Annotated in this window: 19 protein-coding genes and 1 riboswitch; of the genes, 13 read left to right on the top strand and 6 right to left on the bottom strand. The window is 69.8% G+C overall.

The features are described from left to right. Window positions 1–107: 107 nt before the first annotated feature. The gene (locus tag ACFXBC_RS11650) at window positions 108–2,537 is read right to left on the bottom strand and encodes a GH92 family glycosyl hydrolase (RefSeq protein ID WP_385021984.1); all 2,430 of its coding nucleotides are present in this window, start codon (window positions 2,535–2,537) and stop codon (window positions 108–110) included. A 294-nt stretch (window positions 2,538–2,831) separates the two neighbouring features. Between ACFXBC_RS11650 and ACFXBC_RS11645 the strand changes: the two genes are divergently transcribed. Continuing rightward, entirely contained in the window at window positions 2,832–3,338 is a 507-nt protein-coding gene (locus tag ACFXBC_RS11645) for a DinB family protein (protein WP_385021981.1), read from the top strand. Window positions 3,339–3,561: 223 nt separating this feature from the next. Further along, window positions 3,562–5,613, top strand: a complete 2,052-nt coding sequence (locus ACFXBC_RS11640; RefSeq protein ID WP_385021978.1) for a SpoIIE family protein phosphatase — start codon at window positions 3,562–3,564, stop codon at window positions 5,611–5,613. Between the two features lie 224 nt (window positions 5,614–5,837). Here ACFXBC_RS11640 and ACFXBC_RS11635 read toward each other — a convergent pair whose 3' ends face one another. Further along, complete coding sequence (locus tag ACFXBC_RS11635; protein WP_385021975.1) at window positions 5,838–6,515, bottom strand: TetR/AcrR family transcriptional regulator; 678 nt, start codon at window positions 6,513–6,515, stop codon at window positions 5,838–5,840. Between the two features lie 104 nt (window positions 6,516–6,619). Between ACFXBC_RS11635 and ACFXBC_RS11630 the strand changes: the two genes are divergently transcribed. Next, window positions 6,620–7,681, top strand: coding sequence for a medium chain dehydrogenase/reductase family protein (locus tag ACFXBC_RS11630; RefSeq protein WP_385021993.1), 1,062 nt, complete (start codon window positions 6,620–6,622; stop codon window positions 7,679–7,681). Window positions 7,682–7,764: 83 nt separating this feature from the next. Here ACFXBC_RS11630 and ACFXBC_RS11625 read toward each other — a convergent pair whose 3' ends face one another. Further along, window positions 7,765–8,598 carry an aldo/keto reductase gene (locus ACFXBC_RS11625; RefSeq protein ID WP_385021972.1) on the bottom strand — a complete coding sequence of 278 codons (834 nt, stop codon included), beginning with the start codon at window positions 8,596–8,598 and terminating at the stop codon, window positions 7,765–7,767. 243 nt (window positions 8,599–8,841) lie between these two features. On the opposite strand from ACFXBC_RS11625, the gene ACFXBC_RS11620 reads away from it, so the two are divergent. The 5 genes from ACFXBC_RS11620 (at window position 8,842) to ACFXBC_RS11600 (ending at window position 11,504) form a co-directional block, all read left to right on the top strand. After that, on the top strand, window positions 8,842–10,032 hold the full coding sequence (locus ACFXBC_RS11620) for an acyl-CoA dehydrogenase family protein (protein WP_385021969.1): 1,191 nt from the start codon (window positions 8,842–8,844) through the stop codon (window positions 10,030–10,032). Window positions 10,033–10,043: 11 nt separating this feature from the next. Next, on the top strand, window positions 10,044–10,310 hold the full coding sequence (locus ACFXBC_RS11615; protein WP_385021966.1) for a hypothetical protein: 267 nt from the start codon (window positions 10,044–10,046) through the stop codon (window positions 10,308–10,310). A gap of 223 nt (window positions 10,311–10,533) precedes the next feature. Further along, entirely contained in the window at window positions 10,534–10,926 is a 393-nt protein-coding gene (locus ACFXBC_RS11610; protein ID WP_385021963.1) for an SLATT domain-containing protein, read from the top strand. Then, the gene (locus ACFXBC_RS11605) at window positions 10,927–11,076 is read left to right on the top strand and encodes a hypothetical protein (protein ID WP_385021960.1); all 150 of its coding nucleotides are present in this window, start codon (window positions 10,927–10,929) and stop codon (window positions 11,074–11,076) included. A gap of 8 nt (window positions 11,077–11,084) precedes the next feature. Then, window positions 11,085–11,504, top strand: coding sequence for a hypothetical protein (locus ACFXBC_RS11600; RefSeq protein WP_385021957.1), 420 nt, complete (start codon window positions 11,085–11,087; stop codon window positions 11,502–11,504). A 333-nt stretch (window positions 11,505–11,837) separates the two neighbouring features. Here ACFXBC_RS11600 and ACFXBC_RS11595 read toward each other — a convergent pair whose 3' ends face one another. Then, window positions 11,838–13,355, bottom strand: a complete 1,518-nt coding sequence (locus ACFXBC_RS11595) for a TerD family protein (RefSeq protein ID WP_385021954.1) — start codon at window positions 13,353–13,355, stop codon at window positions 11,838–11,840. 528 nt (window positions 13,356–13,883) lie between these two features. Here ACFXBC_RS11595 and ACFXBC_RS11590 point away from each other — a divergent pair. From ACFXBC_RS11590 to ACFXBC_RS11580, 3 genes are all read left to right on the top strand, one after another. After that, complete coding sequence (locus tag ACFXBC_RS11590) at window positions 13,884–15,113, top strand: VWA domain-containing protein (RefSeq protein ID WP_385021951.1); 1,230 nt, start codon at window positions 13,884–13,886, stop codon at window positions 15,111–15,113. 53 nt (window positions 15,114–15,166) lie between these two features. After that, window positions 15,167–15,781: a DUF6308 family protein gene (locus tag ACFXBC_RS11585; RefSeq protein WP_385021948.1), complete on the top strand. Its 615-nt coding sequence runs from the start codon at window positions 15,167–15,169 to the stop codon at window positions 15,779–15,781. A gap of 747 nt (window positions 15,782–16,528) precedes the next feature. Then, window positions 16,529–18,175, top strand: coding sequence for a beta-1,3-glucanase family protein (locus ACFXBC_RS11580; protein WP_385021945.1), 1,647 nt, complete (start codon window positions 16,529–16,531; stop codon window positions 18,173–18,175). 302 nt (window positions 18,176–18,477) lie between these two features. Here the strand turns inward: ACFXBC_RS11580 and alaS are convergent, their stop codons facing one another. Continuing rightward, entirely contained in the window at window positions 18,478–21,123 is a 2,646-nt protein-coding gene (alaS, locus tag ACFXBC_RS11575; RefSeq protein WP_385021942.1) for an alanine--tRNA ligase, read from the bottom strand. Window positions 21,124–21,458: 335 nt separating this feature from the next. Next, window positions 21,459–22,529 (bottom strand): tRNA (adenosine(37)-N6)-threonylcarbamoyltransferase complex transferase subunit TsaD, encoded by a 1,071-nt coding sequence (gene tsaD / locus ACFXBC_RS11570; RefSeq protein WP_385021939.1) that lies wholly within the window; start codon window positions 22,527–22,529, stop codon window positions 21,459–21,461. A gap of 187 nt (window positions 22,530–22,716) precedes the next feature. Further along, window positions 22,717–22,791, top strand: a riboswitch (cobalamin riboswitch). Between the two features lie 59 nt (window positions 22,792–22,850). Here tsaD and ACFXBC_RS11565 point away from each other — a divergent pair. Together ACFXBC_RS11565 and ACFXBC_RS11560 are read left to right on the top strand one after the other, a co-directional pair. Continuing rightward, on the top strand, window positions 22,851–23,066 hold the full coding sequence (locus ACFXBC_RS11565) for a CbtB domain-containing protein (RefSeq protein ID WP_385021936.1): 216 nt from the start codon (window positions 22,851–22,853) through the stop codon (window positions 23,064–23,066). Between the two features lie 35 nt (window positions 23,067–23,101). Beyond that, window positions 23,102–23,968, top strand: coding sequence for a CbtA family protein (locus tag ACFXBC_RS11560; protein ID WP_385021933.1), 867 nt, complete (start codon window positions 23,102–23,104; stop codon window positions 23,966–23,968). Window positions 23,969–24,028: the final 60 nt, after the last annotated feature.

The following is a 24,028-nucleotide window of genomic DNA, read 5'->3' as shown; positions in this document are numbered from 1 at the left end:
GCGAGATCGGCGCCGCCCCGCCGGGGCCCTGCCCCGCCCCGCCCCCCGGGCGGGGTGCCGGGGGCCGGGGCAGCGGCTGCCCCGGCACCCGTGGACGCGCTGGGCGGTCAGCGCGGAAGGCTGCCGGGCGCCGTCGCCCAGGTGGTGTCGGGCTTGTCCGACAACCGGTAGGCGAGGCGTCCCCCCGAGGTGATCAGACCGGCGCCGGTCCAGGAGCGGTCGGTGCTGCGGCCGTCGACCGAGAGCCCGCTGACGTACGGATGCGAGGCGTCCGCCGCCGGGGCGCTCAGGGTGATGTCGCCCCGGCCCGCGCGGCTCACCACCGCCTTGGGGAAGAGCGGGGCGCCCACCAGCATCGACGCGCTGCCCGGTGTCTGCGGGTACAGGCCGAGCGCCGAGAAGACATACCAGGCGGACATGGTGCCCAGATCGTCATTGCCCGGAAGCCCGGCCGGTCCTGTGCCGTACACGGTGTCGAGGATCTGCCGGACGGTGGCCTGGGTCTTCCAGGGCTGCCCGAGCGCGTTGTAGAGCCAAGGGGCGTGGATGCCGGGCTCGTTGGTCGGGTCGTAGCGCAGGGCGTCACCGCCCCGGACCGACCAGGCGCCGTCCGCCGTGTGGAAGAAACCGTCGAGCCGGGCCGCCGCGGCCGGGCGCCCGCCCATCGCATCGGCCAGTCCCTGGACGTCCTGCGGCACCATCCAGCTGTAGGTGGCACTGGTGCCCTGGGCGAAACCGAGATCGCTGCCCGCGCTGAAGGGCGTCACCCAGGAACCGTCCGCGTCGCGTGCCTGGACGTACCCGGCGTCCGCGGTGGCCTCCGGGTTGAAGACGTTGCGCCACCACTCGCCGCGAGCGCCGAACTCGGCGGCCTCGTCGGACCGGCCGAGCAGCCGCGCCCACTTCGCCAGCGCCGAGTCCGCCACCGCGTCCTCCAGCGTCTCGGCGGCGCCGCCCCAGCAGTGGCAGACGTCCTGGGGCGCGTAGTGCGAGACCAGATACTGGGCGAGGTTGGGGCGCTGGCCCGTGCACTGACCCGGGCACCCGGCGTCCGACAGGTCGTCCGGCCGGGGGACGGTGGCCTGGCGCACCAGCGAGTCGAAGGCGCCCCGGTAGTCGAAGTTCCGTACGCCCATGGCGTAGAAGGTGGCCAGGGTCGCCGCCGTGGGGTCGCCGGTCATCACATGGGTGGCGCCGCTGATGTGCACCCAGCGGTCCCACACACCGTCGTTCTGGCGGGAGAAGTTGTACAGCGACTGCGCGAAGTCACCCGCCACCTCCGGCTTCAGAGCGGCGAGCAGCTGTATCTGCGCACGGTACTGGTCCCAGCCGGAGAAGTTGCTGTACTGCGCCCGCTGGCCGCGTCCGATCCGGTGCGGGACCCCGTCCATGCCGGGGTAGCGGCCGTCGGTGTCGCTGATCAGGTTCGGCTCCATCAGCGAGTGGTACAGCGCCGTGTAGAAGGTGGTGCGCTGGGCGGTGCTGCCGCCGGCGATCCGTACCGCCCGCAGCTCGCGGTCCCAGGAGCGGCTGGTGCTCCGTGCGACGTCCGCGACGCTCGCCCGCGGCGCGATCTCCTTGCGCAGATTGGTCTCGGCGCCGCCGAGGCTGACGTACGAGATGCCAAGACGCATTCTGACATCGTTGTCGGACGAGGTGTCGAAGCCGACGTAGCCGCCCGAACCGCGGCCCGCGCGGTCCGCCCCCGTCGCATAGCCCTCGCCGCCCGAACCGGAGACGGAGCCCGGCGAGAGCGTGCCGTCCTTCCAGGTCCCGTGCGAGGAGAAGGCCCGGTCGAAGGAGGCGCTGAAGTACAGCTTGTAGTAGCTCTTGCGGTTGTTGGTGCCGCCGTTGGCGCGCCGGCCGCAGAAGGCGCCGGTGAGCACCCAGCCGGTCACCTTGTGGTGGGCGGTGTCGATGTCTACATGGGCGTCCTCGCTGCCGTTGAGCGAGTTGGAGACGCGGAAGAGCAGACTGGCGGGCTTCCCGGCCGGGAAGGAGAAGTCGGCCACACCGGCCCGCGGGCTGACGGCGAGGTCCGCCGATGCGCCGGAGTCGAGCCCCACCCGGTAGCGGCCCGGAGTGGCGCTCTCGTTCTCGTGCTTGAAGCCCGAGGCGTAGACCGCGTCCTTGGTGTCGGCCGAGGGGGAGGACGTGACAGCGCCGACGAACGGCATGACGGGTACGTCGCCCGCGGCGCCGGGAGCGCATCCGGCGCCGTTGACATGGGTGAGGCTCAGCCCCCGCATCCGCGTCGCGTTGTACTCGTAGCCGTTGGCGGCGGCCGTGTTGGTCTGGTCGCCGTTGGTGCTGGTCGGGGACCAGCCGATCATTCCGTACGGTGCGGTGGCCCCGGGGTAGGTGTTGCCGCCGTTGGTGGATCCGATCAGCGGGTCGACGTACGCGGTCGGCTGCCGCACCAGGGGAGCGGCCTCGGCCGAGGGCGCGAGCAGTGCGGCGGCCAGAGCGGTGGCGACGGCGACGGCCGCGGCCGACGCGCGGGTTCTGCGGCGGGAGCGTGGTGGTCCGAAGAGCATGGAACGGGCCTTCCGGCGGGGGCGGGTGGACAGGGCCCGGGGCGCCGGCCTGTCGTACTGCCGTCGCGCTGCGGGCGACGCGATCATAAGTCGCCCGAGCGGTACGGGACATGACATGGACGGCCTGTTCGGTGAACGGCGGGTGAAGGCGCCGGGCGGCCTTGGGCGACGGGTGCGTGTCGAACACTCTGCCGGGACGGGTGACCGGCGAAGGTGGTGAGCACGCAGGGCACACAGACCTCTCCGGGCACGGCCGACCGGTGCGGTCCCACTCGTACGGCCGAGGAGCAGCGGATGAACACCGCAGACGTTCTGGCAGACGCGTTCGACCGCGTCCAGGAGTCCGTGCACGAGGCGGTCGACGGCCTCCCGGCCGGGGATCTCGCCGCCCAGCTGGACAGCGGGGCGAACTCGATCGCCTGGCTGGTCTGGCATCTGGCCCGGGTGCAGGACGACCATGTGGCCGATGCGGCCGGGAAGGAACAGGTGTGGCTGGCACAGGGCTGGGCCGACCGCTTCGGGCTGCCCTTCACCGACACCGAGACCGGCTACGGGCAGAGCGCCGAGCAGGTCGCCCAGGTACGTGCCGACGCCGCGCTGCTGACCGGGTACTACGACGCGGTGCACGAACAGACCGTGGAGTTCGTCCGGGGACTGGACGACGCGGCGCTCGACCGGGTGGTGGACGAGGCGTGGTCGCCGCCGGTCACCCTCGGTGTCCGACTGATCAGTGTGATCGGCGACGATATGCAGCACGTCGGCCAGGCCGCTTTCGTCCGGGGCGCTCTGGAGCGGCGGTAGCGGCGCCGGGCCGCCGGGCCGCCCGGCCGCCCGGCCCGAGCCTGCGTCCGGCCTCGTCGGGGTGGCTGCTGTCTCCGGGCGGACGGACTCCGCGCCGGACGGACGGGGGCGAACGAGCGCGGAGGCGGAGGAACGGGGCCACCGGGCGCGAGGCCAACCGGATGCGGTGCCCACCGCGAAAAGTTAAGCTTTGGGCACCTCAGCCCTCCTCCGGAGCGACCGTATGGCAGGACGAGATCTACCCCAGATCGGGCCCGGCGAGCGGCTGGCCCTCAACCGTATGGGAAGTTTCGACTGGGATCTGCGCGGCGGGACGCTGGAGTTCGACGAGCCCGGTCTCGCGGTGTTCGATCTGCGCCCCGACGAGTTCGACGGCCGCCCCGAATCGCTGGGCAGCCGTATCCCGCCCGAGGAGGGCAACCGGCTCGACGCGGCGCTCACCCAGGCCATCCGGAGCGGCCGTTCCTCGTACGGGGCCTACTTCCAGCTCCGGCGCCGCAACGGGATCCGGCAGTGGACCCACACCCGCGGCCGGATCCTGCGGGACGAACACGACGTCCCCTGCCGCGTCATCGGGATCGTGCGCAACGCGACCACCGAACTCACCGAGTTCGCCACCGTCAACCCGGTCGAAGCGGGCCGGCGGCGGATGACCACCATGGTCCAGGGCACCACCGAAGCGCTGTCCAGGGCGGTGACCGTCGATGACGTGACGGCGGTACTGACCGGCGAGGACGGGCTCGAACGCTTCGACGCGGACGGGCTCGTCCTCGGCCTGGTCGCGGGCGGCGCGCTGGAACTCGTCGCGCTCTCCGGTGACTCGATGCACGTACTCGACGGCCTCGGGCGCCACCGTCTCGACGGTTCGCTGCCGCTGGCCGACACGGTCCTCTCCCAGCAGCCCCGGTTCGTCACCTCGCTGGCCGAACTCGCCGAGGAGTTCCCCCGGTTCCGCCCGTACACCGAGCGGATGGGGCTGGACGCCGCGGCCTTCCTCCCGCTGATCGCGCAGGCCCGGTCCATCGGCGTACTGGCGCTCTTCTACCGGGGCCGCAGCCGCTTCTCGTCGGAGGACCGCAACCTCTGTCTCGGCCTCGCGGGCATCGTCGCGCAGTCCCTGCAGCGTGCCGTTCTCTTCGACCAGGAGCGCGAGTTCGCCACCGGGCTCCAGTCGGCCATGCTGCCCCGGCGCATCCCCGAATTCCCGTCGGCCGAGATCGCCGTGCGGTACCACTCGGCGTGGAGCGGCAGAGAGGTCGGCGGTGACTGGTACGACGTCGTCGCGCTGCCGCGGGGCCGGGTGGGCGTCGTGGTCGGGGACGTACAGGGCCATGACACCCACGCGTCGGCCATCATGGGCCAGCTCCGCATCGCACTGCGGGCGTACGCGAGCGAGGGCCACTCCCCGGGCACGGTGCTGGCGCGGGCCTCCCGTTTCCTCGCGGAGCTGGACACCGAACGCTTCGCCACCTGCACCTACGCCCAGGTCGATCTGGCCTCGGGCGCGGTCAGGGCGGTCCGCGCGGGGCATCTGGGGCCGCTGATCCGCCACACCGACGGGCGGGTCGGCTGGCCGGACGTGCGCGGCGGCCTCCCGCTGGGCCTGGGCACGGAGTTCGGGCAGGAGGAGTACCCCGAGACCCGGCTCGACCTGGTGCCGGGGGAGACCCTCCTGCTCTGCACCGACGGTCTGGTCGAGGAGCCCGGTACGGACATCGGCGTCGGGATGGAGGCGCTCGCCGAAGCGGTGCGCCGGGGCCCCGAGGCGGCGGAGGCGCTCGCCGACGACATGGCCGCCCGGCTCTGGGAGCGCTGGGGCACCAGCGACGACGTCGCCCTGCTGGTGCTGCGCAGGGCGCCGGACCCCGGCACCCCACAGGCACCCCGTATCCATCAGTACATCCACCAGGCCGACCCGGAAGGGCTCGCGGAGGCCCGCGCCGTTCTGCGGGGCGCGCTGGAGGCATGGGGGCTCGAAGAGCTGGTGGACGATGTGGAACTCGCCGCTGGGGAGCTGCTGGTGAATGTGCTGCTCCACACGGAGGGCGGCGCCGTCCTCACCCTCGAAGTGCTGCCCGAACCGGTGCGGCGGATCAGACTCTGGGTCAAGGACCGGTCCAGCGCCTGGCCGCGGCGCCGCACCCCCGGTGAAGCGGCGACCTCGGGGCGCGGCCTGATGATGATCGACGCGGTGTCGGTGCGCTGGGGCGTCGAACCGCGCGGGGACGGCAAGGCCGTCTGGTGCGAGTTCCAGCCGTCCGGCAGCGGTGACTGAGCAACTGCCCTGCTGATGAGGCACGTTGCCCGTAAACGGAACCGGTCCGGAAGGCGCGGTCGGTGGGCCCGGCGCGGTCCGATCGCGGTCGGCGCGGGTCAGTGGGGCCCCAGGGCGGGTCGGGGGGCCCGCGGGGGGCCCCCCGGGGGCGGCCCGGGTACCGGGGGCCCCCCCCCTCCCGGGGGGGCCCGGGGGGGCCGGCCCCCTGCCCGGTCAGGCGCGGTTCACCGGATGAGGCTCTCGACCTCCTCCGCGAAGAGCCGGTCCACGTCGAAGGCCATGCCCTCGAAGTGCCCCGCGACCTCCAGGCCGACCAGGCCGTGCACCCGGGTCCAGGCCCGCAGCGCCCGGTCCTCCGCCGTGTCCGCGGGCCCCAGCTCCGCGCAGGCGGCCACCGCACTCCGCAGCATCCCGTCCGCGATGACCCTGGTCTCCTCCGGAGCGCTGTAGCCGGGCACCGGGGTCCCGTAGATCAGCAGATAGCGGTCCGGGTGCTCCTTCGCCCAGCCGCGCCAGGCGTACGCGAACCGGCGCAGCCGCGCTCCCCGGGCGCTCCCGGCCCCACCGGCCCCGGCGCTTCCTGTGGGGGCCATTCCGGCGCTTCCCTCCAGGTCGTCCCCGTCCCTGTCCCCTTCGGCGCCACCGGCGGATGCCAGCGCCTGCGCGAGATCGGTGTAGGCGTCGGCGATCAGCGCGGTGAGGAGTTCGTCGCGGCTGGCGAAGTAGCGGTAGAGCGCGGGGCCCGTCATGCCCATCGCCTTCGCGATCGCGTTGACCGAGATCCCGGCCGGGCCCGTACTGGCCAGCTGCTCCAGGGCGATGTCCTTGGCCTCCCGTCTGGTCTGCTCCCGCAGGCGTGCACGTCGGCCGAGTGGCGTAGGGGGTGTGCTCTCTTCGCTCATGCGGGGTCCTTCCGTGCGGCGCTTGACAATCGATTGTAACAGCTTCACTCTTCAGTTAGAGCCTATAACGAACGGATGAGGCAATGACGAAAGGCAGTGGCGTGATGACGGACACCGAGAACCCCCGCCCCCTCAAGAGCCGTACGGTCACCGAGGTCGTTCTGCCGGGCATCGTCGAGCCGGAGGGTCTGGAGGTGCGGGCCCGGCCGGAGCCTGTGGCCGGGCCGGGTGAGGTGCTGCTGGAGATGGAGGCCACCGGCGTCTCGTTCGCCGAGCAGCAGATGCGCCGCGGCAAGTACTTCGACCAGCCGGCCTTCCCCTTCGTGCCCGGTTACGACGTGGTGGGCACGGTCGTGGGAGCCGGGCCGGGCGTGGACGCCGGGCTGGTCGGCCGCCGGTTCGCCGCGCTGCTCAAGACCGGGGGCTGGGCGGGCCGGATGCTGGTCCCCGCCGCCGATCTGATCCCGGTGCCCGCCGGCGTCGACCCGGCCGAGGCCGAGACCCTGGTCGTCAACGGGATCACCGCCTGGCAGATGCTGCACCGCGCCGCCCGGATCAGGGCCGGCGGGACGGTGCTGGTGCACGGTGCGAACGGCGGGGTGGGCTCCACGCTCGTACAGCTGGCCCTGCTCGCCGGGGCCCGGGTGATCGGTACGGCATCGCCCCGCCACCACGAGGCGCTGCGGGCCCGGGGCGTGGTCCCTGTCGACTACCGGGCGCCCGGTCTGGGGGACCGGCTGCGGGCCGCGGCCCCGCAGGGAGTGGACGCGGTCTTCGACCATGTCGGCGGTGCGGGCGTCGTCGACTCGTTCCGGCTGCTCGCGCCGGGCGGCACCCTCGTGTCGTACGGGACGGCCGCCACCCGTGACACGCCGGGATCCTCCAGGCTGCCCGTACTCCTGCTCTTCGGGCGGCTGGCTCTCTGGAACCTGCTGCCCAACCGCCGTCGTGCCACCTTCTACAACATCTGGGCCGGCAAGCGGCGCGCCGCGGCCTTCCGGGCGCGCACCCGGGCCGATCTGATCAAGGTGCTGGACCTGCTGGCCGACGGCTCGCTCACCGCGCCGGTCGCGGCCCGTATCCCGCTCGACCGCGCGGCCGAAGCGCTGCGGCTTGCCGAGTCGGGAACGGTCGCGGGAAAGGTCGTCCTGACTCCGGTGCTGTGAGCGGCGGGCCGGCCCCGGTGGCCGCACACGGGGCGCACGACCACCGGGACCGCTGCCCACAGGGCCCGGCCGTTCCATCCCGGCTACGGCACGTGGTTGAAGGTGTCCGGGTCGGGGCCGGTGCGCTCGCCGCGGTCCAGGCCGGTGATGGCGGCCATGTCGGCCTCGGTGAGCTCGAAGTCGAAGAGGGCGAAGTTCTCCTCGACGCGCGAGCGTGTCACGGACTTGGGGAACACGATGTCGTTGCGCTGAATGTGCCAGCGCAGCGTGACCTGGGCCGGTGTGCGGCCCAGCCGCCGGGCGATTCCGGTGATCGTCGGGTCGTCCAGGACCCTGCCCTGGGCGATCGGTGACCACGCCTCGGTGGCGATCCGGTGCCCGGCGTCGAACGCGCGGAGCTCGTCCTGGGCCAGATAGGGGTGGACCTCGATCTGGTTCACCGCCGGGACGATCTCGGTCTCCTGGAGGAGCCGCCGCAGATGGTGCGGCTGGAAGTTGGAGACCCCGATGGCCTTCGCGCGGCCCGAGCGGTAGATCTCCTCCATGGCCCTCCAGGTCTCGACGAAGTCGCCGACACCGGGCAGCGGCCAGTGGATCAGGAACAGGTCCAGATAGTCGAAACGCAGATCGGCGAGCGTCTGGTCGAAAGCCTTGAGTGCGTCGTCGTGGGCGTGGTGGCCGTTGTTCAGCTTGCTGGTGACGAAGACGTCATCGCGGTCCAGCCCCGATTCGCGTACCGCCTGGCCGACCTCCTTCTCGTTGCCGTACATCTCGGCGGTGTCGATGTGCCGGTAGCCGGTCTCCAGCGCGGCCAGCGTCGCCGCCACGGTGTCGGACGGCTCGATCTGGAACACACCGAAGCCCAGCTGGGGGATCTGGACGCCGTTGTTCAGGGTGATGGTGGGAACCGCGTTCACAATCATTCCTTGCCTCGTCCGGATGATGCCTCGGTCAGGGGCGGCCCGCGCCGCACCCTGGCTCCAGGGTGCAACGGCCGGAGCCCCCTGTCGCATCGGCTGCCCGGCACAGCCGCCCCCATGCACCGCAGCGGCCGCCCTCCGGCAGGGCAGGACGGGGAAGAAGGAACGTCCCTCGCCATTCCAAAAGAGTGAAACACGTTCTACTGTGCCCTCGATCAGCCGCCGCACCGAGGAGGGGCCGTGCACCTCGAATACACCCCCGAACAGCAGCAGTTGCGTACCGAGCTGCGCGCGTACTTCGCCGACCTGGTACCGGACAACGCGTACGCCCGGTACGCGGACCCGGCGGCGCAGAAGCGCTTCTACCGGGAGACGGTGCGCCGGCTGGGCGGTGACGGCTGGCTGGGGGTCGGCTGGCCGGAGGAGTACGGCGGGCGCGGGCTCTCCCCGATGGAGCAGTTCATCTTCTTCGACGAGGCGGCGCAGGCCGGTGTGCCGCTGCCGCTGATGGCGCTCAACACGGTCGGCCCGACGATCATGCAGTTCGGCACCGACGAGCAGAAGTCGTACTTCCTGCCGAAGATCCTCAAGGGCGAGATCGACTTCGCGATCGGCTACAGCGAGCCCGACGCCGGGACCGACCTCGCCGCGCTCAGGACCCGCGCCGAGCGGGAAGGCGACGAGACCACCGGGCACTACACGGTGAACGGCCAGAAGATCTGGACCACCAACGGGGACACCGCCGACTGGGTGTGGCTCGCCGTCCGCACCGATCCGGCGGCCCCCGCGCACAAAGGCATCACCATGCTGCTGGTCCCGACCGACGACCCCGGCTACTCCTGCACCCTCATCAACACACTGGCCTCGCACGACACCACCGCCAGCTACTACGAGAACGTCAGGGTCCCCGCATCCCGCCGGGTCGGCGACGAGAACAAGGGGTGGCGGCTGATCACCAACCAGCTCAACCACGAGCGGGTCACCCTGGCCGCCCACGGCACCATGGCCATCCGGGCGCTGCACAACGTCCAGCGGTGGGCCGCCGAGACGGAGCTCGACGGCGGGCGCAGGGTCATCGACCTCGGCTGGGTACGCGGCCGCCTCGCCCGCACCCACACCCGGCTCGACGCGATGAAGCTGCTGAACTGGCAGATGGTCAACGCCGTACAGAACGGCACGCTCACCCCGCAGGACGCGTCAGCGGTCAAGGTGTACGGATCGGAGGCCCGCAGGGACGCCTACGCCTGGCTGATGGAGGTCATCGGCGCGGCGGGTCCCCTCAAGGAGGGCTCGGCGGGCGCGGTGCTCCACGGCGAACTGGAGCGCGGGTACCGCTCGGCCGTCATCTTCACCTTCGGCGGCGGCAACAACGAGATCCAGCGGGAGATCATCTCGTGGATCGGGCTGGGGATGCCCCGGGTGCGGCGATAGGCGGGTTGTGTGTGCGCCACCCGGCTTACCTGGCAGCGGGCGGTACGGAAGAGAAGTGCGAAGCCCTGAAGGAGCCCAGCGCGGCTGACGCGGTCTTCAACGAAGAAGAGCTCGCCCTCCTCGCACTGACCGACCAGTCCACGAAGCAGGTCGAAGTGGACGCGCACGTCATCGAAGAGCTCAAGCGCCTGTTCGGCGAGACCGAAACGGTAGAAGCGGTCGCCACGGTCGCTGCGTATGACATGGTCTCCCGCTTTCTGGTGGCCTTGGCCGTCTGAAGCACCACCCCGAACGACCTGCCTACACATGTCGGTGTGCGGCTGGATGGCACCGGCGGGGCGCAAGCTCATCAGGAGGGCGTCACAACGCCCTCCTGATTCCCTTCGGGGGTAGTTTCGGTTGCTCAACTGAGTTATGTAACTGGTGCAGTTGGCTTTGGCCGGTCTGCCCCAGGACCTCCATCAGGCGTCCAATGTCAGTGCTGACTCGTACCTTGTTCGCATGGCAGAACCTGACGGCACGACGGATGCAGCCCGCCGGAGCGCCATTGAGGCCGAGTTGAGTCGGCTTGAGGAAAGCGCTCTGTACAGCGGGCAGATGCAGTTCGAGATGACCAAGCAGTGGCGCGGCATCAACCTCTGGCTCGGCCTGCCGGCGAGCGGGTTGGCGGCTATCTCGGGCACCGTCGTTCTCGTCTCGGCCACAGGGCGGGTGGCTGCCGGCGTGATCGCCCTCGTGGCGTCCGGCTTCGGCGCCATCCTCACCACGGTCAACGCCTCGCACCGAGTGAACCAGGCTGCCGCGTCCGCCAACGCCTATCTGGAGATTCAGACGGCGGCTCGCCAGGCCAGGGAAGTCGACCTGCCCTACTTCGGCATCGAGGAGGCGCGGTAGGTGCTGGCCGAGATCACAGCACGGCGGGATGAGCAGAACAAGACGGCCGAGCCGCCGAACAGGCGCGCCTACAAGAAGGCCCGCCGCAACATCGACAGTGGTGGACAGACCTATGCCGTTGACGAGACGGCACTACCGACGGGACGGTAGAAGACGCGATGGCACTCTCGGTATCCCAGGGCTTCGACATCTTCCTGGAACGGCTGACACCTCTGCAGAGCGAGCGAGACGCCAAAGCCTGGAAGTACTTCAACGCGGTGCCAGTCTCCTCCTTCTATCTGGAGATGCGCGCAGCGCAGTACATGGAGGTGCAGACGTCCCTCCGATCTCTTGCCTACCTCTGTGGTTACTTCGAATGGCTGGACAAGATCCAGCTGGCGGACATGAACGACCCCAAGGGGAAGGCCAGCCGGTTCTCAGTGTGCTCCGGCGCGGCGCCACGGACGAGCACCTTGTCGAATCTGCACACTGCGGCGACGCGGGCTCGAAAGGCCGTCGATGCTGAGCAGGCAGGTAGTACCTACTCCGCTTTCGAGTATTTGAACCTGCTGTTCAACGGTCAATTTCCCAGACGCTGACGGAGACGTCCCTCTCGCAGCCTGGTTCTGTGTAAAACAGGTCGGAGCGAGGCGGAGTTGCAGTCCCGGCCCCTCTCCAGCCCGCATCGAGTGTGCAAGCCTTCGGCACGGGGCACGGCGCTAGCCCGCCAGCGTGCACCGATGTGTCAACTAAATCGCCTGCTTCGGAGTGGGACCACTGGTCAGGAACCAGGTGCCGGAGCACCCCGGTGAGATGCTCGAAGATTCCGTCTAGCTGCCAGTGGGCGAAGTAGCCATAGACGGTATTCCACTTCGGGAAGCCGTGGGGCAGGCTGATGGAGGGCATACACGAGAAGGCCGCTCCCTGTCCGCCTACTCGACGTCGACTCCATAAGCGCGGGCCAGGCCATCGAGGCCGTCTGCCCATCCCTGGCCGAGGGCTCGAAGCTTCCATACTGGCTGGCTGTTGGCGTTGTGTCGGTAGAGCTCGGCGATGACCATGGCCCGGGTGGACGGGTCGGCGGGAGGCCTGAAGGTCCAGGTGGTGCCGTTCGCGCAGTCCAGGTTGAAGTTTGCCGCCGTGAGGGATCCGCAGGTCAGGCCGGTGTCGACGTCCATGTTGATGGCGACCGCGACATGCTGGACTCGCTCGGGCAGGGCGGAGAGATGGACGGTGGCGTGTTCGACGGTGCGGGGTCCCTCCTGTTGTTTGCCGAGCAGACGGGCGCAACCGTCGGCAGCGGAGGGCTGGTTGTAGAAGACGAAGTCCTCGTCTCCTGAGACCAGGCCGTTGCTGTCGAGGAGGAACAGGGTGAGGTCGGCGTCGGCACCGGCGAAGCTGAAGGAGGCGCGTAGTCCCTGCCATGCTTCTTCGGGCAGGACGAGGGTCTGGCCGGGGATGAGCACGGTGGGCGCGCTCGGCCCAGCGGGCGCGGGATGTGCCGGCGGGACGGTGATTTGCTTCCACTCGGCGAACGGTCTGATCTGGTACGGGTCGCCGAGCGGGGTCCGGTGGTCCGGAGGCGCGTTGGAGCCGAGGGTGATGTCCAGGTCGGCGAGCGACGGTTCGTCGGGATCGGGGTCGTCCTGCGCGTGGTCCAGCAGGTCTTGGAGGCCGGGGACACGGGTAGCGCTGAGCGGCTTGATCGTGCTGGAGAGATTGCCGGAGGACGTGGTGGTGACGGAGCAGGCGACGTCTTGCCCGATGTCCAGGAAGCGCAGGGCGTCCTCGGCATCCCGCCAGGGGGTGGATTCGATGGCGTGGCGTGTCCACCTGCCGTAGGCGACGAAGCCGAGTCGCTGCGTATCAGGAAGGCGAGTCATGACGGCCAGGTCGATGGCTGTGATCGCGGGGGCGGTTGCGAAACCCTCTTTGAGAGTGGCGACGATGTTGGAGCCCATGGCTGTCAGCCACCACAGGGTGCGGTCGCGTTTGGTGAGGTTCTTCAGAGTCGGACGCCCGCTGGGTGTCAGGCCCGCGGTCTGGGTGGGCATCGTGTCGAGGTCTTGCTGCCGCATGACGACCGACAGAACCGCGCCGTCCACGCCGACAGCGCAGCCGGCGGCCGGGTTGTCGGAGAAGGCGGTGTTCACTGCCTCGCAGACGGTGGCCTCGTCGTTGGAGAGCAGTGCGTGCCACCACTGGTCGGCCTCGGTGACCAACTGCGCGCGGACAGCGTGGAGGCGTGCTGTTTCTTCGGCTAGGTAGGCGGAAGCGTCTTGTTGAGCGCGCTGCTTTGCCGCAGCGCGCTCGGCGCGCGCCAGCCTGCCCACGCCTTGGAGATGAAAGGCCTGGGCCTCGGCGAGTGCCCAAGGAAGCCCTAGCGGCGGGGTGGTCGAGATCTGGGGTGGTTGCGCGGCGGCGAAGGATTGCAGATGCATGCTGGTCATTTGTCGTCTCAGCTCCTGCAGCTGAGCGATGGCGGCGTCGCGTGCTGCCTGCTGTTGTGCCCTTTCGGCCTGACGACGTGTGCGTTCGAGCTGTGCGGCCGAAGGGGCGACCGATCGAGACCGGGTGGTACGCCGAGTGGTCGTCCGTCGGCTACTGCCGCGTAGAGAGCTCGACGCGTAGAAGGGGCCAAACCCCGTCGAGACTCTGGCGCCGCCGCTCCCCACACTGAGTCGTGCCGCACGCGGACCGACAGAGGTCCGCACGCCACGCGTAGAGACCCGCACACTCAGCCCCGGCACACCGACACGGAAACCAAATCCCATGTTCCACCCCTTTCCCCGAGGGCACAGTGTGGCACTTACACATGCTTCGGCAGTGCATGCGGGGAACATCCGCTCGTGAGGGAGTTTGCAGCCCAGTGGGCGGGCAGTGAGCGTAGGCGTCAACAGGGGCGAATCTCGTCCAAACGCGGGACGGTTGCGCAGGAGGGGTCTAGCGTTACTCTCTCGGCGATCAAGGGGGCGATGATGCACACGACGTCGTTACGAAAAGGCGAGAACGCGGGGCTGAAGCCGGCCCCCGTGGTGTTGGACGTGTCCGTTCGAGGTGTTGCTTCGGATGTCTCGGCACTGCTGCTGGGAGCGGACGGCAGAGTCCGTAGCGATGACGATTTGGTCTTCTATAACCACCCAGTCCAAGACGGCGTATCAATCGCCGGGTCCGCAGTCACCGCCGACCTCGCGCGCGTCCCAGCTGACGTTGACCGAATGGTTGTCGTGGCGAGCGCCGACCCGCTGCAGCCAGGTGCCGTCTTCACCCGCGCACCGTCATTGACCATCACCCAGCCGAACTCGTCCGTTCTGTCGTTCACCGCGCCGGACTTCACATCCGGGGAGACGGTCGTGGTTCTGGCGGAGCTCTACCGACGAAATACCGATTGGAAGGTCCGTGCTGTGGGCCAGGGCTACGCCTCGGGCCTGGCAGGTCTCGCGACCGACTACGGCGTCGATGTCGAATCCGAGCCGACGGCCTCCACCCCCGCGCCCCTCCCTGCACAAGGACATCGGCACTCACGCCCCGGGGGGCCTGCGGTGGATCTGTCGAAGGTCCAACAGCTGGCCCCCGGACTGCTGTCTCCGGCACGCCAGGCCGGCAAGGCCCTCACGGACCGGAACATCTCGGACCGGCGGGCCGCGGTCTACCTGATCCTGGACCACGACTGGCATATGGAGGAGCTGTACGAGTCGTTCGCGGTGCAGGCCTTCGCCGAACGCGTTCTGGCGATGTCGGCCAACCTCGACGACGACGGCACGGTGCCAGTGATCTTCTCCAGCGGCGAACAGCCGTTCTTGGAAGAGATCCGGCTGGACAACTACCGTGGTCGTATTGGGCAGTTGCACACCCAGGTCGACTGGGGATGGGGCAACGTCGCCGAGGCGATGCGTCGCGCGGTACAGCACTATCAGGAATCCGGAGCCACTGATCCCGCCTTCATCGTGACCCAGGTTGGCGATGAGCCCTGGGACAAGGCTGAGGTGCGCTCCATGCTGCAGAACACCGCATCACTGGGAGTGTTCTGGCTGTTCGTCGGATTCGGACGCGGCAAGCTCGGGTTCTACAAGAACCTCAACGCGTCCACCTCCGCCACCTTCACCAACGTCGCCTTCTACGACGCGAGCAAGAACCCCGGATCGGTGCCCGACGAGCGGTTCTACGCTGGCCTCGTCGACGCCTTCGCCGTCTGGTTGCGGCGTTGAGTCAATCGCCGCTCACTCGCCGACTCAGCAGCCTCATCGCCTCCGATCAGGCTGTGCCCAATCTCCAGCGCTACTTCGGCACCAGTCATTTCCATGAAGCAGTGCCGTTCACCGGTAGTCGTTTCGAGCATCTGGCCGGCGGAGGAGATCGTGAGCCGGTTGCGAACGTACTGACCGCCGATGACTTGATAGCTGTGCAGACCCTGTCCGTCAGGATTCCTGCGGAGGCCGCCCTGGACCTTCTCGAGGGCGAACTGGGTCTCCGCTTGTCCAAACTGCTGAGGGGTGTGCCATCCGGCCTCGACATGGTCGAGGCCGAAGCCGCCGATTTGACCGAAGGGTCGCCCGCGCATACTGCCTGGCGCGTTCTCATTGATCAGCCCGGAATCGGATGGGTGACGGCTGGCAAGCTCCTCGCCCGGAAGCGGCCGCGACTGCTGCCCGTCTACGACCAGGTTGTTCGCTGCATCCTCGGCCGGCCGAAGTCGTTCTGGCTCGACTTGCATGGCGCCCTGCACGCCGACAACCATGCGCTGCACCTAGAACTGATTGCCCTGCGGCAGGCCGCCAATCTTCCCGCGACAGTCAGTGCGCTTCGGGTCTGCGACGTAGTGCTCTGGATGCATCACCATACGGCTCATCAGCAGAGAAGGTGTGGCGGGATCTGAACTCCGTCGGACGCACGCAGGGGTCTCCGGACGCAAGGGGAAGCGGGCCTCGTGCTCCCGGCGGAACACCCCCTGACCTGCGGTGTACCAATGTGCCAACTATCTCTCGGATTCCGTACCGCCAATTGCTGGAGCTACTTGGCGTCAGCGCAGGTCACGAACGTTCCCCTGTGCCAAGTAGCGGGCTTGGTCACACCGGGTGGTGACGAGGGTCTTCGCTCTTCCGGACAAGGCCTGGGCACAGTGACATCCTTCTCAACTCCCCTACAGGAAAAGCCGGTTCGGATGACCTGCCCCATCGTGCGGGCAGGCCCCCCCACTCCACGGGACACCGCCGAGGACTTCGAGTGGGGCTGCATCCCCGCCCGCGGGCGGCGCGTCCATCGCATCGGCATGGTCGCCGGCATGACCCGCGACCACGACCAGCTGCGCGCCGTGGGCTGCCTCAGCTCCACCCTGGCCGGGTGCCTGTGGGAGTGCCGGCTGACACTGCGGCCGCTGCCCGCGCACGGTACCCGCCCTTGGTCCTGGGCGGTTGTCGTGGAGATTGCTGTGATGCGTGCCTTCCGGGGGCCGCAGGTGGCTATCGGCAGAACAGGGACACCGACCCGGACAGGGACACCGACCCGGACTGATCCCGCACATCTCTTGACCCCTATTGGTCCAATCCAATACTGTCACGGTCGCATCACGGCAACACCCCCACCTATGACGTTCCTGATGGGCCGTCATGCCTCGGGAGGGCCAGTGGTCTCACGACGTACCTTCCTCAACGCGGCCGGCGCGACCGCCGCCGCTACCGTCCTCTCCCCACTGTCGCCGTTCGTCTCCAGGGCGGCGGCAGCGGGCGCCTCGCTCCCGGTGTCGCTCCGGAACAACTCCGGCAGTAACACGGTGTACGCGTACATCTCCGGTACGGACAGCAGCGGCTGGCCGGTCTTCGTCTCCGCGAACGGCACCGTCAACCGGCTGCCGAACCCCTCATCCCCGGTCACCCCGATCGCCGACTACTCCATCACGCTGGGTGCCTCGGGGTCGGCTGCGACCACGGTGCCCCTGAACGACTACATCATCGGAGGCCGGGTCTGGTTCTCGGTCGGCCAGAAGCTCAAGTTCTTCGTCAACCCGGGCACGGTACCCGGCGTGGTCCAGCCGGCACTGGTGAGCTCCGACCCGAACTGGGCGACGAACTGGACCTTCTGCGAGTTCACCTTCAACAGCGCCAACCTCTACGCCAACATCTCCTACGTCGACATGGTCGCGCTGCCGGTCTCCATGTCCAGTACCGGTAGCGGCGGCAACCAGACGGTCAGCCCGCTGCCCAGCGGCGCCCTCGCCTCCATCGCCTCCGGCCTGAAAGCCCAGCACGCGGCCGACGGCGCGCCCTGGGACAGGCTGGTGGTCAGCGACTCCTCCGGCGGAGTGCTGCGGGTCATGGCGCCCTCGCACTCCCCGGTGGACTTCGGCAACTACTGGGACGACTACCTCAACCGAGTGTGGACCCGGTACGCGTCCACCTCTCTCAAGGTGAACGGCCAGGGCAGCATCGGTTCGTACACCGGCACCGTCTCCGGTGGCGCCATCGTCTTCTCCGGACTGAACACCAACGGCGTCCCGTTCACCAAGCCCAGCGCCACCGACATCTTCGGCTGCGCCTCCGGACCGCTCTACAACTCCGGTGGCGACGCGCGCGGCGCGATCGCGGCCCGCCTCTCCGCCGCGCTCAACCGCAGCAGCCTCCTGGTCTCCGGCGGGAACAACCAGCCCGACGGGGTGGCCCCGTCGCAGTACTACACGGACCCCGTCACCAATCACTACGCCCGGCTCGTCCACCAGTACGCGAGCATCGGCTACGCCTTCCCGTACGACGACGTCGGCCCCACCGGCTCCGCCCCCGTCGACGGCCACATCCAGGACAACGCCCCCACCTCGTGGACCATCTCCCTGGGAGCGGGCGCCGGATCGGGTCCGGGGGGCACGGGCACCAGCGCCTACACCACCATCCAGGCCGAGTCCTACGCGTCCCAGAGCGGCACCACCACGGAGAGCTGTTCCGACTCCGGCGGCGGCCAGGACGTCGGCTATCTGGCCAACGGCGACTGGCTGAAGTTCTCATCGCTGGACTTCGGTTCGGCCTCACCCGGGCAGTTCCGGGCCCGTATCGCCTCGGGCGCCGCCGCCGGCGTGAGCGGCGCGATCCAGGTGCGACTGGGCAGCACCACCGGCACGAAGATCGCCGAGATCGACTTCGCCAACAACGGCGGCTGGCAGGCCTGGCAGACGGTCCCCGCCAACATCGTCGCGCCCGCGACCGGGGTCCACGACGTCTACCTGGTCTTCTCCGGAAGTACTTCGGACTTCGTCAACCTCAACTGGTTCACCTTCACCCACTGACACGGGCACCCACTGACATGGGCCGCGCTCCCGAGGCCGGCACGGGCACACGCCGATGGTGCGGGTGCGCGGCCGGTCCTGGGGGCGTTGCTCGATCGCGGCCCGGTGCTGCTATCGGCCGGGGGAGCCCTTCCGGGACCGCCCCGGGCCACCGGCCGCCGCGAGGTCCTGATGCCGGCCGGACGTACGGACCGCGAGCGTGTGGGTACGGGGACCTGGACAATGCGAGATCTCCGGTGTGACGGGGCTGTCAAGGAGCGCACCACCACACCGGAGATCCCTGTGCACCCCCGGTCCCGCCGTCAGCCACCGCTGATGATCCCGGGCAGATCGGCCAGCACGCGGTCAAGCCGCTCACCCGGAAGCCCACCGCCCTGGGCGATCTCGGGGGAGCCGCCACCGCGGCCGTCAAGTACCCGCTTGACCAGGGTGGATGCGTTCTGCCCTGCTTCGGTGGCGGCGTGGTTGAGTGCGAGTACCAGGGCGCCGTCCTGTGTGGCGACCGCAGCGGCGCCGGGGCGGTTCGCCGGGAGGCGGTCGCGTACGGCCAGAGCCAGGGCGCGTGCGTCGCCGGGTGTGCCGGTCACCCTGGCGGTGGCGACGAGGGTGCCGTTGGCGTCCACCCCGGCGGCGGCCAGTTCCGCGGCCCTCGCCGCGGTGCCCTGCGCCTTGAGCCGGGTGTTCTCGCGGTCGGCTGTCCGCAGCCGGTCCAGGAGGCCGGCGATCCTCTCGGGCAGCTCCGCGCGCGGCGCGCCGAGCTGCCCGGCGATCAGGGAGACCAGGTCCCGTTCGCGGGCCAGGTAGCCGAAGCCCTCGATACCCACGGCCGCCTCCAGCCGCCGCATCCCGGCGCCGACGGAGGATTCCCCGGTCAGGGCGACGGTGCCGATCTGGGACGCGTGCTCGACGTGGGTGCCGCCGCACAGTTCGCGTGACCAGGCCCCGCCGATCTCGACGACGCGCACCTTCTCCCCGTACGTCTCGTCGAAGAGGGCCAGCGCGCCCCGCTCCTTGGCCTCGGCGAGCGTCATCCACTCGACCCCGACCGGTAGGTCCATGCGCAGGGCCCGGTTGGCAGCCTCCTCGATCTCGCCGCGGACGCCGGTGGAGAGGCCGCCGCGCCAGGGGAAGTCCAGGCGCAGATAGCCGGGCCGGTTGTACGAGCCTGCCTGGAGGGCCGTGGGGCCCAGGGTCTCGCGCAGGGCCGCGTGCAGGACGTGGGTGCCGGAGTGCGCCTGGCGGGCTCCTAGCCGCCATTCGGCGTCGACAGCGGCGACCACGTCGTCGCCCGCCGTCAACTCCCCTGCGGTGACCCGTACCTGGTGGGCGATCAGTCCGGGCAGCGGACGCTGTACGTCCAGGACCTCGGCCTCGGCGGAGGCTCCCGAGATCCGGCCGGCATCGCTCTCCTGACCACCGGACTCGGCATAGAAGGGCGAACGGTCCAGGACCACGGTGGCGATCTCGCCCTCGCGGACAACGGGGACCGGACCGGTGGCACCCAGGATGCCCAGCACCCGCGACTCGGTGGTCAGGGTGGACCAGGCCCGCCAGTCGGTGGGCCCGTGCGCGTCCAGCAGGGAGCGCAGCGCCGAAGTGTCGGCGGTGCCAACGGACTTACGGGCCCGGGCGTCGGCGCGGGCCCGTTCGCGCTGCTCGTTCATCAGAGCGGTGAAGCCCGCACGGTCGACTTCGACGCCCTGCTCGGCCGCCATCTCCAGCGTGAGGTCGACGGGGAAGCCGTAGGTGTCGTGCAGCAGGAACGCCTGCGCGCCCGGCAGCGTGCGCCCACCTTCCGCCCTCACCTTGGCCACGGCGGTGTCGAGCACGGTGGTGCCCTGCTTGAGGGTGGTACGGAAAGCGTCCTCCTCGCCGTACGCCTGGTCGCTGATCCGCGCATAGGCCTCGGCCACCTCGGGATAGCTGGGCGCCATGCAGTCCCGGGCCACCGGGAGGAGCTCGGGCAGGGCCGGATCCTGGTGGCCGAGCTGGCGCATGGAGCGCACCGCGCGGCGCACGATGCGGCGCAGCACGTAGCCGCGGCCCTCGTTGCCGGGAGCGGTGCCGTCGGCGAGGAGCATCAGCGCGGTGCGGACGTGGTCGGCCACCACGCGCAGCCGTACGTCGGTCTCCTTGTCCGCCCCGTACCGGACACCGGCCAGCAGCGCGGCCCGGTCGAGGACCGGGCGCGTCTCGTCGATCTCGTAGAGGTTGTCCTTGCCCTGGAGGAGGGTGGCCATGCGCTCCAGGCCCATGCCGGTGTCGATATTGCGGCGCGGCAGCTCGCCGAGGATCGGGTAGCCGGACTTGCCGGGGCCCTCGCCGCGTTCGTACTGCATGAAGACGAGGTTCCAGAACTCCATGTACCGGTCCTCGTCGACGGCCGGGCCGCCCTCGCGGCCCAGTGCGGGTCCCCGGTCGTAGTACAGCTCGGAGCAGGGACCGCAGGGGCCGGGTACGCCCATCGACCAGAAGTTGTCCTCGTCCCCGCGGGCCACGATCCGCTCGTCGGGCAGCCCCGCGATCCGCCGCCACAGGGCGCGCGCTTCGGAGTCGGAGTGGTGGACCGTGACCCAGATCTTCTCCGGATCCAGGCCGTAGCCGCCGCCGTCCCGTGCGTTCGTGGACAGCTCCCAGGCGTAGGCGATGGCCTCCTCCTTGAAATAGTCCCCGAGGGAGAAGTTGCCGTTCATCTGGAAGAAGGAGCCGTGCCGGGTGGTGCGGCCGACCTCCTCGATGTCCAGGGTCCGTACGCACTTCTGCACGCTGGTGGCCCGCTCCCACGGCGCGGCCGCCTCGCCCGTCAGGTACGGCTTGAAAGGCACCATGCCGGCGTTGACGAACAGCAGCGTCGGGTCAGGGGTGGGCAGCGGCGCGCTCGGGACGACCGTGTGGCCGCGTTCGGCGAAGTAGTCGAGGAATCTGCTGCGGATGTCGGCGGTACGCAAAGTTCAGTGCTCCGGTGGATCGGTCGGACAGGAAGGGGGCCGGACAGGAAGGGGGAACGGCCGCGCTGGTCTGGATGCCGGGGGCCGGAGAATGCCGCGCCTCCGGATCCTTCGGACGCCGGACGGGTGGCCCGCACCCGCCCAAGGCGCCGGTGGCAGGCCAGAGTTGTTTCGGTGCGCGGGGAAGTCGGCAGGCGGCAGGGTTCCCCGGGCGCGTCCACGGTCACAGTGTCGAGGAGCGCGGCCCCGATGCCGCCGCCGCGCGCCGGACCCGGCACGGCGAGTTCACCGACATCCCGGCCCCCGCGCCGCCCGGCGGCCGTGTGCGGTGGCGTTCACGCCGCTCTCGCACCGGTACGGGAGACGGGGTGCAGGGCCGCGTACTCCAGCGGCGCGGACGGATCGACCGAGACATCGAGCGGGGCCGGTCCGGCCCCCGCCCGGACCAGGAGATCACCGACGGCGGCGACCATCGCGCCGTTGTCGGTGCACAGCTTCAGTGGGGGTACCCGCAGCACGATCCCGGCGGCCCGGCAGCGCTCCTCGGCCAGCGCCCGCACCCGCGAGTTGGCGGCCACCCCGCCCACCACGACGAGTGTTCCCACCCCGTGCTCGCGGCAGGCCGCCACCGCCTTGCGCGTCAGCACATCGGCCACGGCCTCCTGGAGCGAAGCCGCCCCGTCGGCGAGCGGCAGCTCTTCGCCTTGCAACCGGTGCCGCTCGGCCCAGCGGGCGGCCGAGGTCTTCAGCCCCGAGAAGGAGAAGTCGTAGCGCGCGTCACGCGGACCGCTCAGCGGCCGGGGGAACGCCACGGCACGCGGATCGCCCTCCCGCGCGGTGCGGTCGATGGCGGGCCCGCCCGGGTACGGCAGTCCGAACACCCTGGCCACCTTGTCGAAGCACTCCCCGGCGGCGTCGTCGATGGTGTCGCCCAGGTGCTCGATCGGATCCCGCGCGAGGTCCCGTACGAGAAGCAGGGACGTGTGCCCGCCCGACACGATCAGCACCATGCACGGGTCCGGCAACGGCCCGTGCTCCAGTGTGTCGGCCGCGACGTGACCGGCCAGATGGTGCACGCCGTGCAACGGCACCCCCAGGGAGAAGGCCAGGGTCTTCGCCCCGGCCAGACCCACCTGCAACGCCCCCGAGAGACCTGGTCCCGTGGTGACCGCCACCGCACCGATGTCCGACATCCGCAGCCCGGCCCGCTCCAGCGCCTCCCGCACGACGGGAACGAACGAGTGGACGTGTGCCCGTGCGGCGATCTCCGGGACCACTCCGCCGAAGCGGGCGTGCTCGTCCATGCTCGACGCCACCGCATGCCCCAGCAATCGCCCGTCCCGCACCAGACCGGCGCCCGTTTCGTCACACGACGACTCGATCCCGAGCACCACCGGAGAACCCACGACAACCTCTTTCGCATACGGAACGCAGTTGCAAAGTATATGCAATAAGGTACGCCGCCGGCCCGTCACCGCAACGGCGCGGGGGCCGGCCTCCAGAGCTCCACCCAGCCCTGCTCCGGATTTGGCATGGGCTTGATTGACCGCCTGGAGAAGCGATCCGTACGCTGCGCGTGTAGTGATGGCATAAGGAAGCTGGTGAGATTCCAGCACGGTCGCGCCACTGTGAGCCACGCCACCGGAAGGTGGCCGGCAAGTCAGACACTGAGCCCTCACTCCGCCCGCATACGCAAGGGACGCACGATCCCAGAAGGAGGGCTCACCTTGAGCAGCGTTTCCACATCCCGTCCGGTGGCCACACCGGTTGTCCTGCCGATCTCCAAGTCCGTTCTCTGGCTGGTCGGTACCGCGCTGATCGCGCTGGCCGTCTACTACTTCATCGGCGTCGACCAGGGGGCCGTGTCGGTGTTCGGCAACGACATGCACATTCACGAGTTCGTCCACGACGGCCGCCACTTCCTCGGCTTTCCCTGCCACTGACCCTCCGCCGCATCTGGACGTACGGACAACTCGACATGGAAAAGAAGCTCATACTGCGCGGCGTTCTCGCCGGCGCAGTCGCGGGCCTGCTCGCCTTCGTCTTCGCGCGGATCTTCGCCGAGCCGCAGATATCCAAGGCCATCGACTACGAGAGCGGCCGCGATGCCGCCCAGGCCGCCCTCGACAAGGCAGCCGGCCTGATACCGGAGGCGGGCGGCCCCGAACTGTTCAGCCGCACCATCCAGGCCAACCTCGGCATCGGCGTCGGCATCGTCTTCTTCGGTATGGCGATGGGCGCCCTGTTCGCCGTCGCCTACACCGTCTGCCTGGGCCGCACCGGCGGTCTGCGGGCCCGCTCCCTGGCGCTGCTCGTCGCCGCCGGCGGGTTCCTCGGCATGTATCTGGTGCCGTTCCTGAAGTACCCGGCCAACCCGCCCGCGATCGGCCACGAGGACACCATCCAGCAGCGCAGCGCCCTGTATCTGATCATGGTCGTGTGCTCCGTGGCCTTCCTGGCGGGAGCGGTGTGGCTCGGCCGACGACTCCAGCCGCGCTTCGGCAACTGGAACGCCTCCCTCCTCGCCGGCGCCGCATTCGTGGTCGCGATCGGGATCGTCATGCTGCTCCTGCCGCAGCTCGGCCATCTCGCGTCCAACAAGGAGAACTTCGGCCATCACGCCACCGAGACCCCGCTGCCGCTGACCGACCCGAAGGGCCACATCGTCTACCCGGGCTTCCCGGCCGATGTGCTGTTCGACTTCCGCTTCTACTCGGTCGCGGCCCAGCTCATCCTCTGGACGGCCATCGGCCTGGTCTTCGCCCCGCTGGCCGAGCGCCTGCTCCGGCCCATGCGACCGGATGCCGCCGCCCCCTCGCAGGAGCCGGACACCGTTCCGGCATGAGCGGTCCACCCACGGCGAGGGCGCGCGTGGAGCGGCTTGGCGCCCGCGGGCCGGGGGTAG

It is taken from the genome of Streptomyces sp. NPDC059398, from assembly GCF_042751845.1.
Taxonomy (GTDB): Bacteria; Actinomycetota; Actinomycetes; order Streptomycetales; family Streptomycetaceae; genus Streptomyces.
The sequence above is the reverse complement of the archived record's forward strand: the minus strand, read 5'-3'. Positions and strand labels throughout refer to the sequence as shown.

What these genes read in the sequence shown, in the direction of transcription:
- ACFXBC_RS11650 (WP_385021984.1), bottom strand. Translation starts at nt 2,537, where the DNA reads ATGCTCTTCGGACCACCACGCTCCCGCCGCAGAACCCGCGCGTCGGCC.
- ACFXBC_RS11645 (WP_385021981.1), top strand. Translation starts at nt 2,832, where the DNA reads ATGAACACCGCAGACGTTCTGGCAGACGCGTTCGACCGCGTCCAGGAG.
- ACFXBC_RS11640 (WP_385021978.1), top strand. Translation starts at nt 3,562, where the DNA reads ATGGCAGGACGAGATCTACCCCAGATCGGGCCCGGCGAGCGGCTGGCC.
- ACFXBC_RS11635 (WP_385021975.1), bottom strand. Translation starts at nt 6,515, where the DNA reads ATGAGCGAAGAGAGCACACCCCCTACGCCACTCGGCCGACGTGCACGC.
- ACFXBC_RS11630 (WP_385021993.1), top strand. Translation starts at nt 6,620, where the DNA reads ATGACGGACACCGAGAACCCCCGCCCCCTCAAGAGCCGTACGGTCACC.
- ACFXBC_RS11610 (WP_385021963.1), top strand. Translation starts at nt 10,534, where the DNA reads ATGGCAGAACCTGACGGCACGACGGATGCAGCCCGCCGGAGCGCCATT.
- ACFXBC_RS11600 (WP_385021957.1), top strand. Translation starts at nt 11,085, where the DNA reads ATGGCACTCTCGGTATCCCAGGGCTTCGACATCTTCCTGGAACGGCTG.
- ACFXBC_RS11595 (WP_385021954.1), bottom strand. Translation starts at nt 13,355, where the DNA reads ATGACCAGCATGCATCTGCAATCCTTCGCCGCCGCGCAACCACCCCAG.
- ACFXBC_RS11590 (WP_385021951.1), top strand. Translation starts at nt 13,884, where the DNA reads ATGCACACGACGTCGTTACGAAAAGGCGAGAACGCGGGGCTGAAGCCG.
- ACFXBC_RS11560 (WP_385021933.1), top strand. Translation starts at nt 23,102, where the DNA reads ATGGAAAAGAAGCTCATACTGCGCGGCGTTCTCGCCGGCGCAGTCGCG.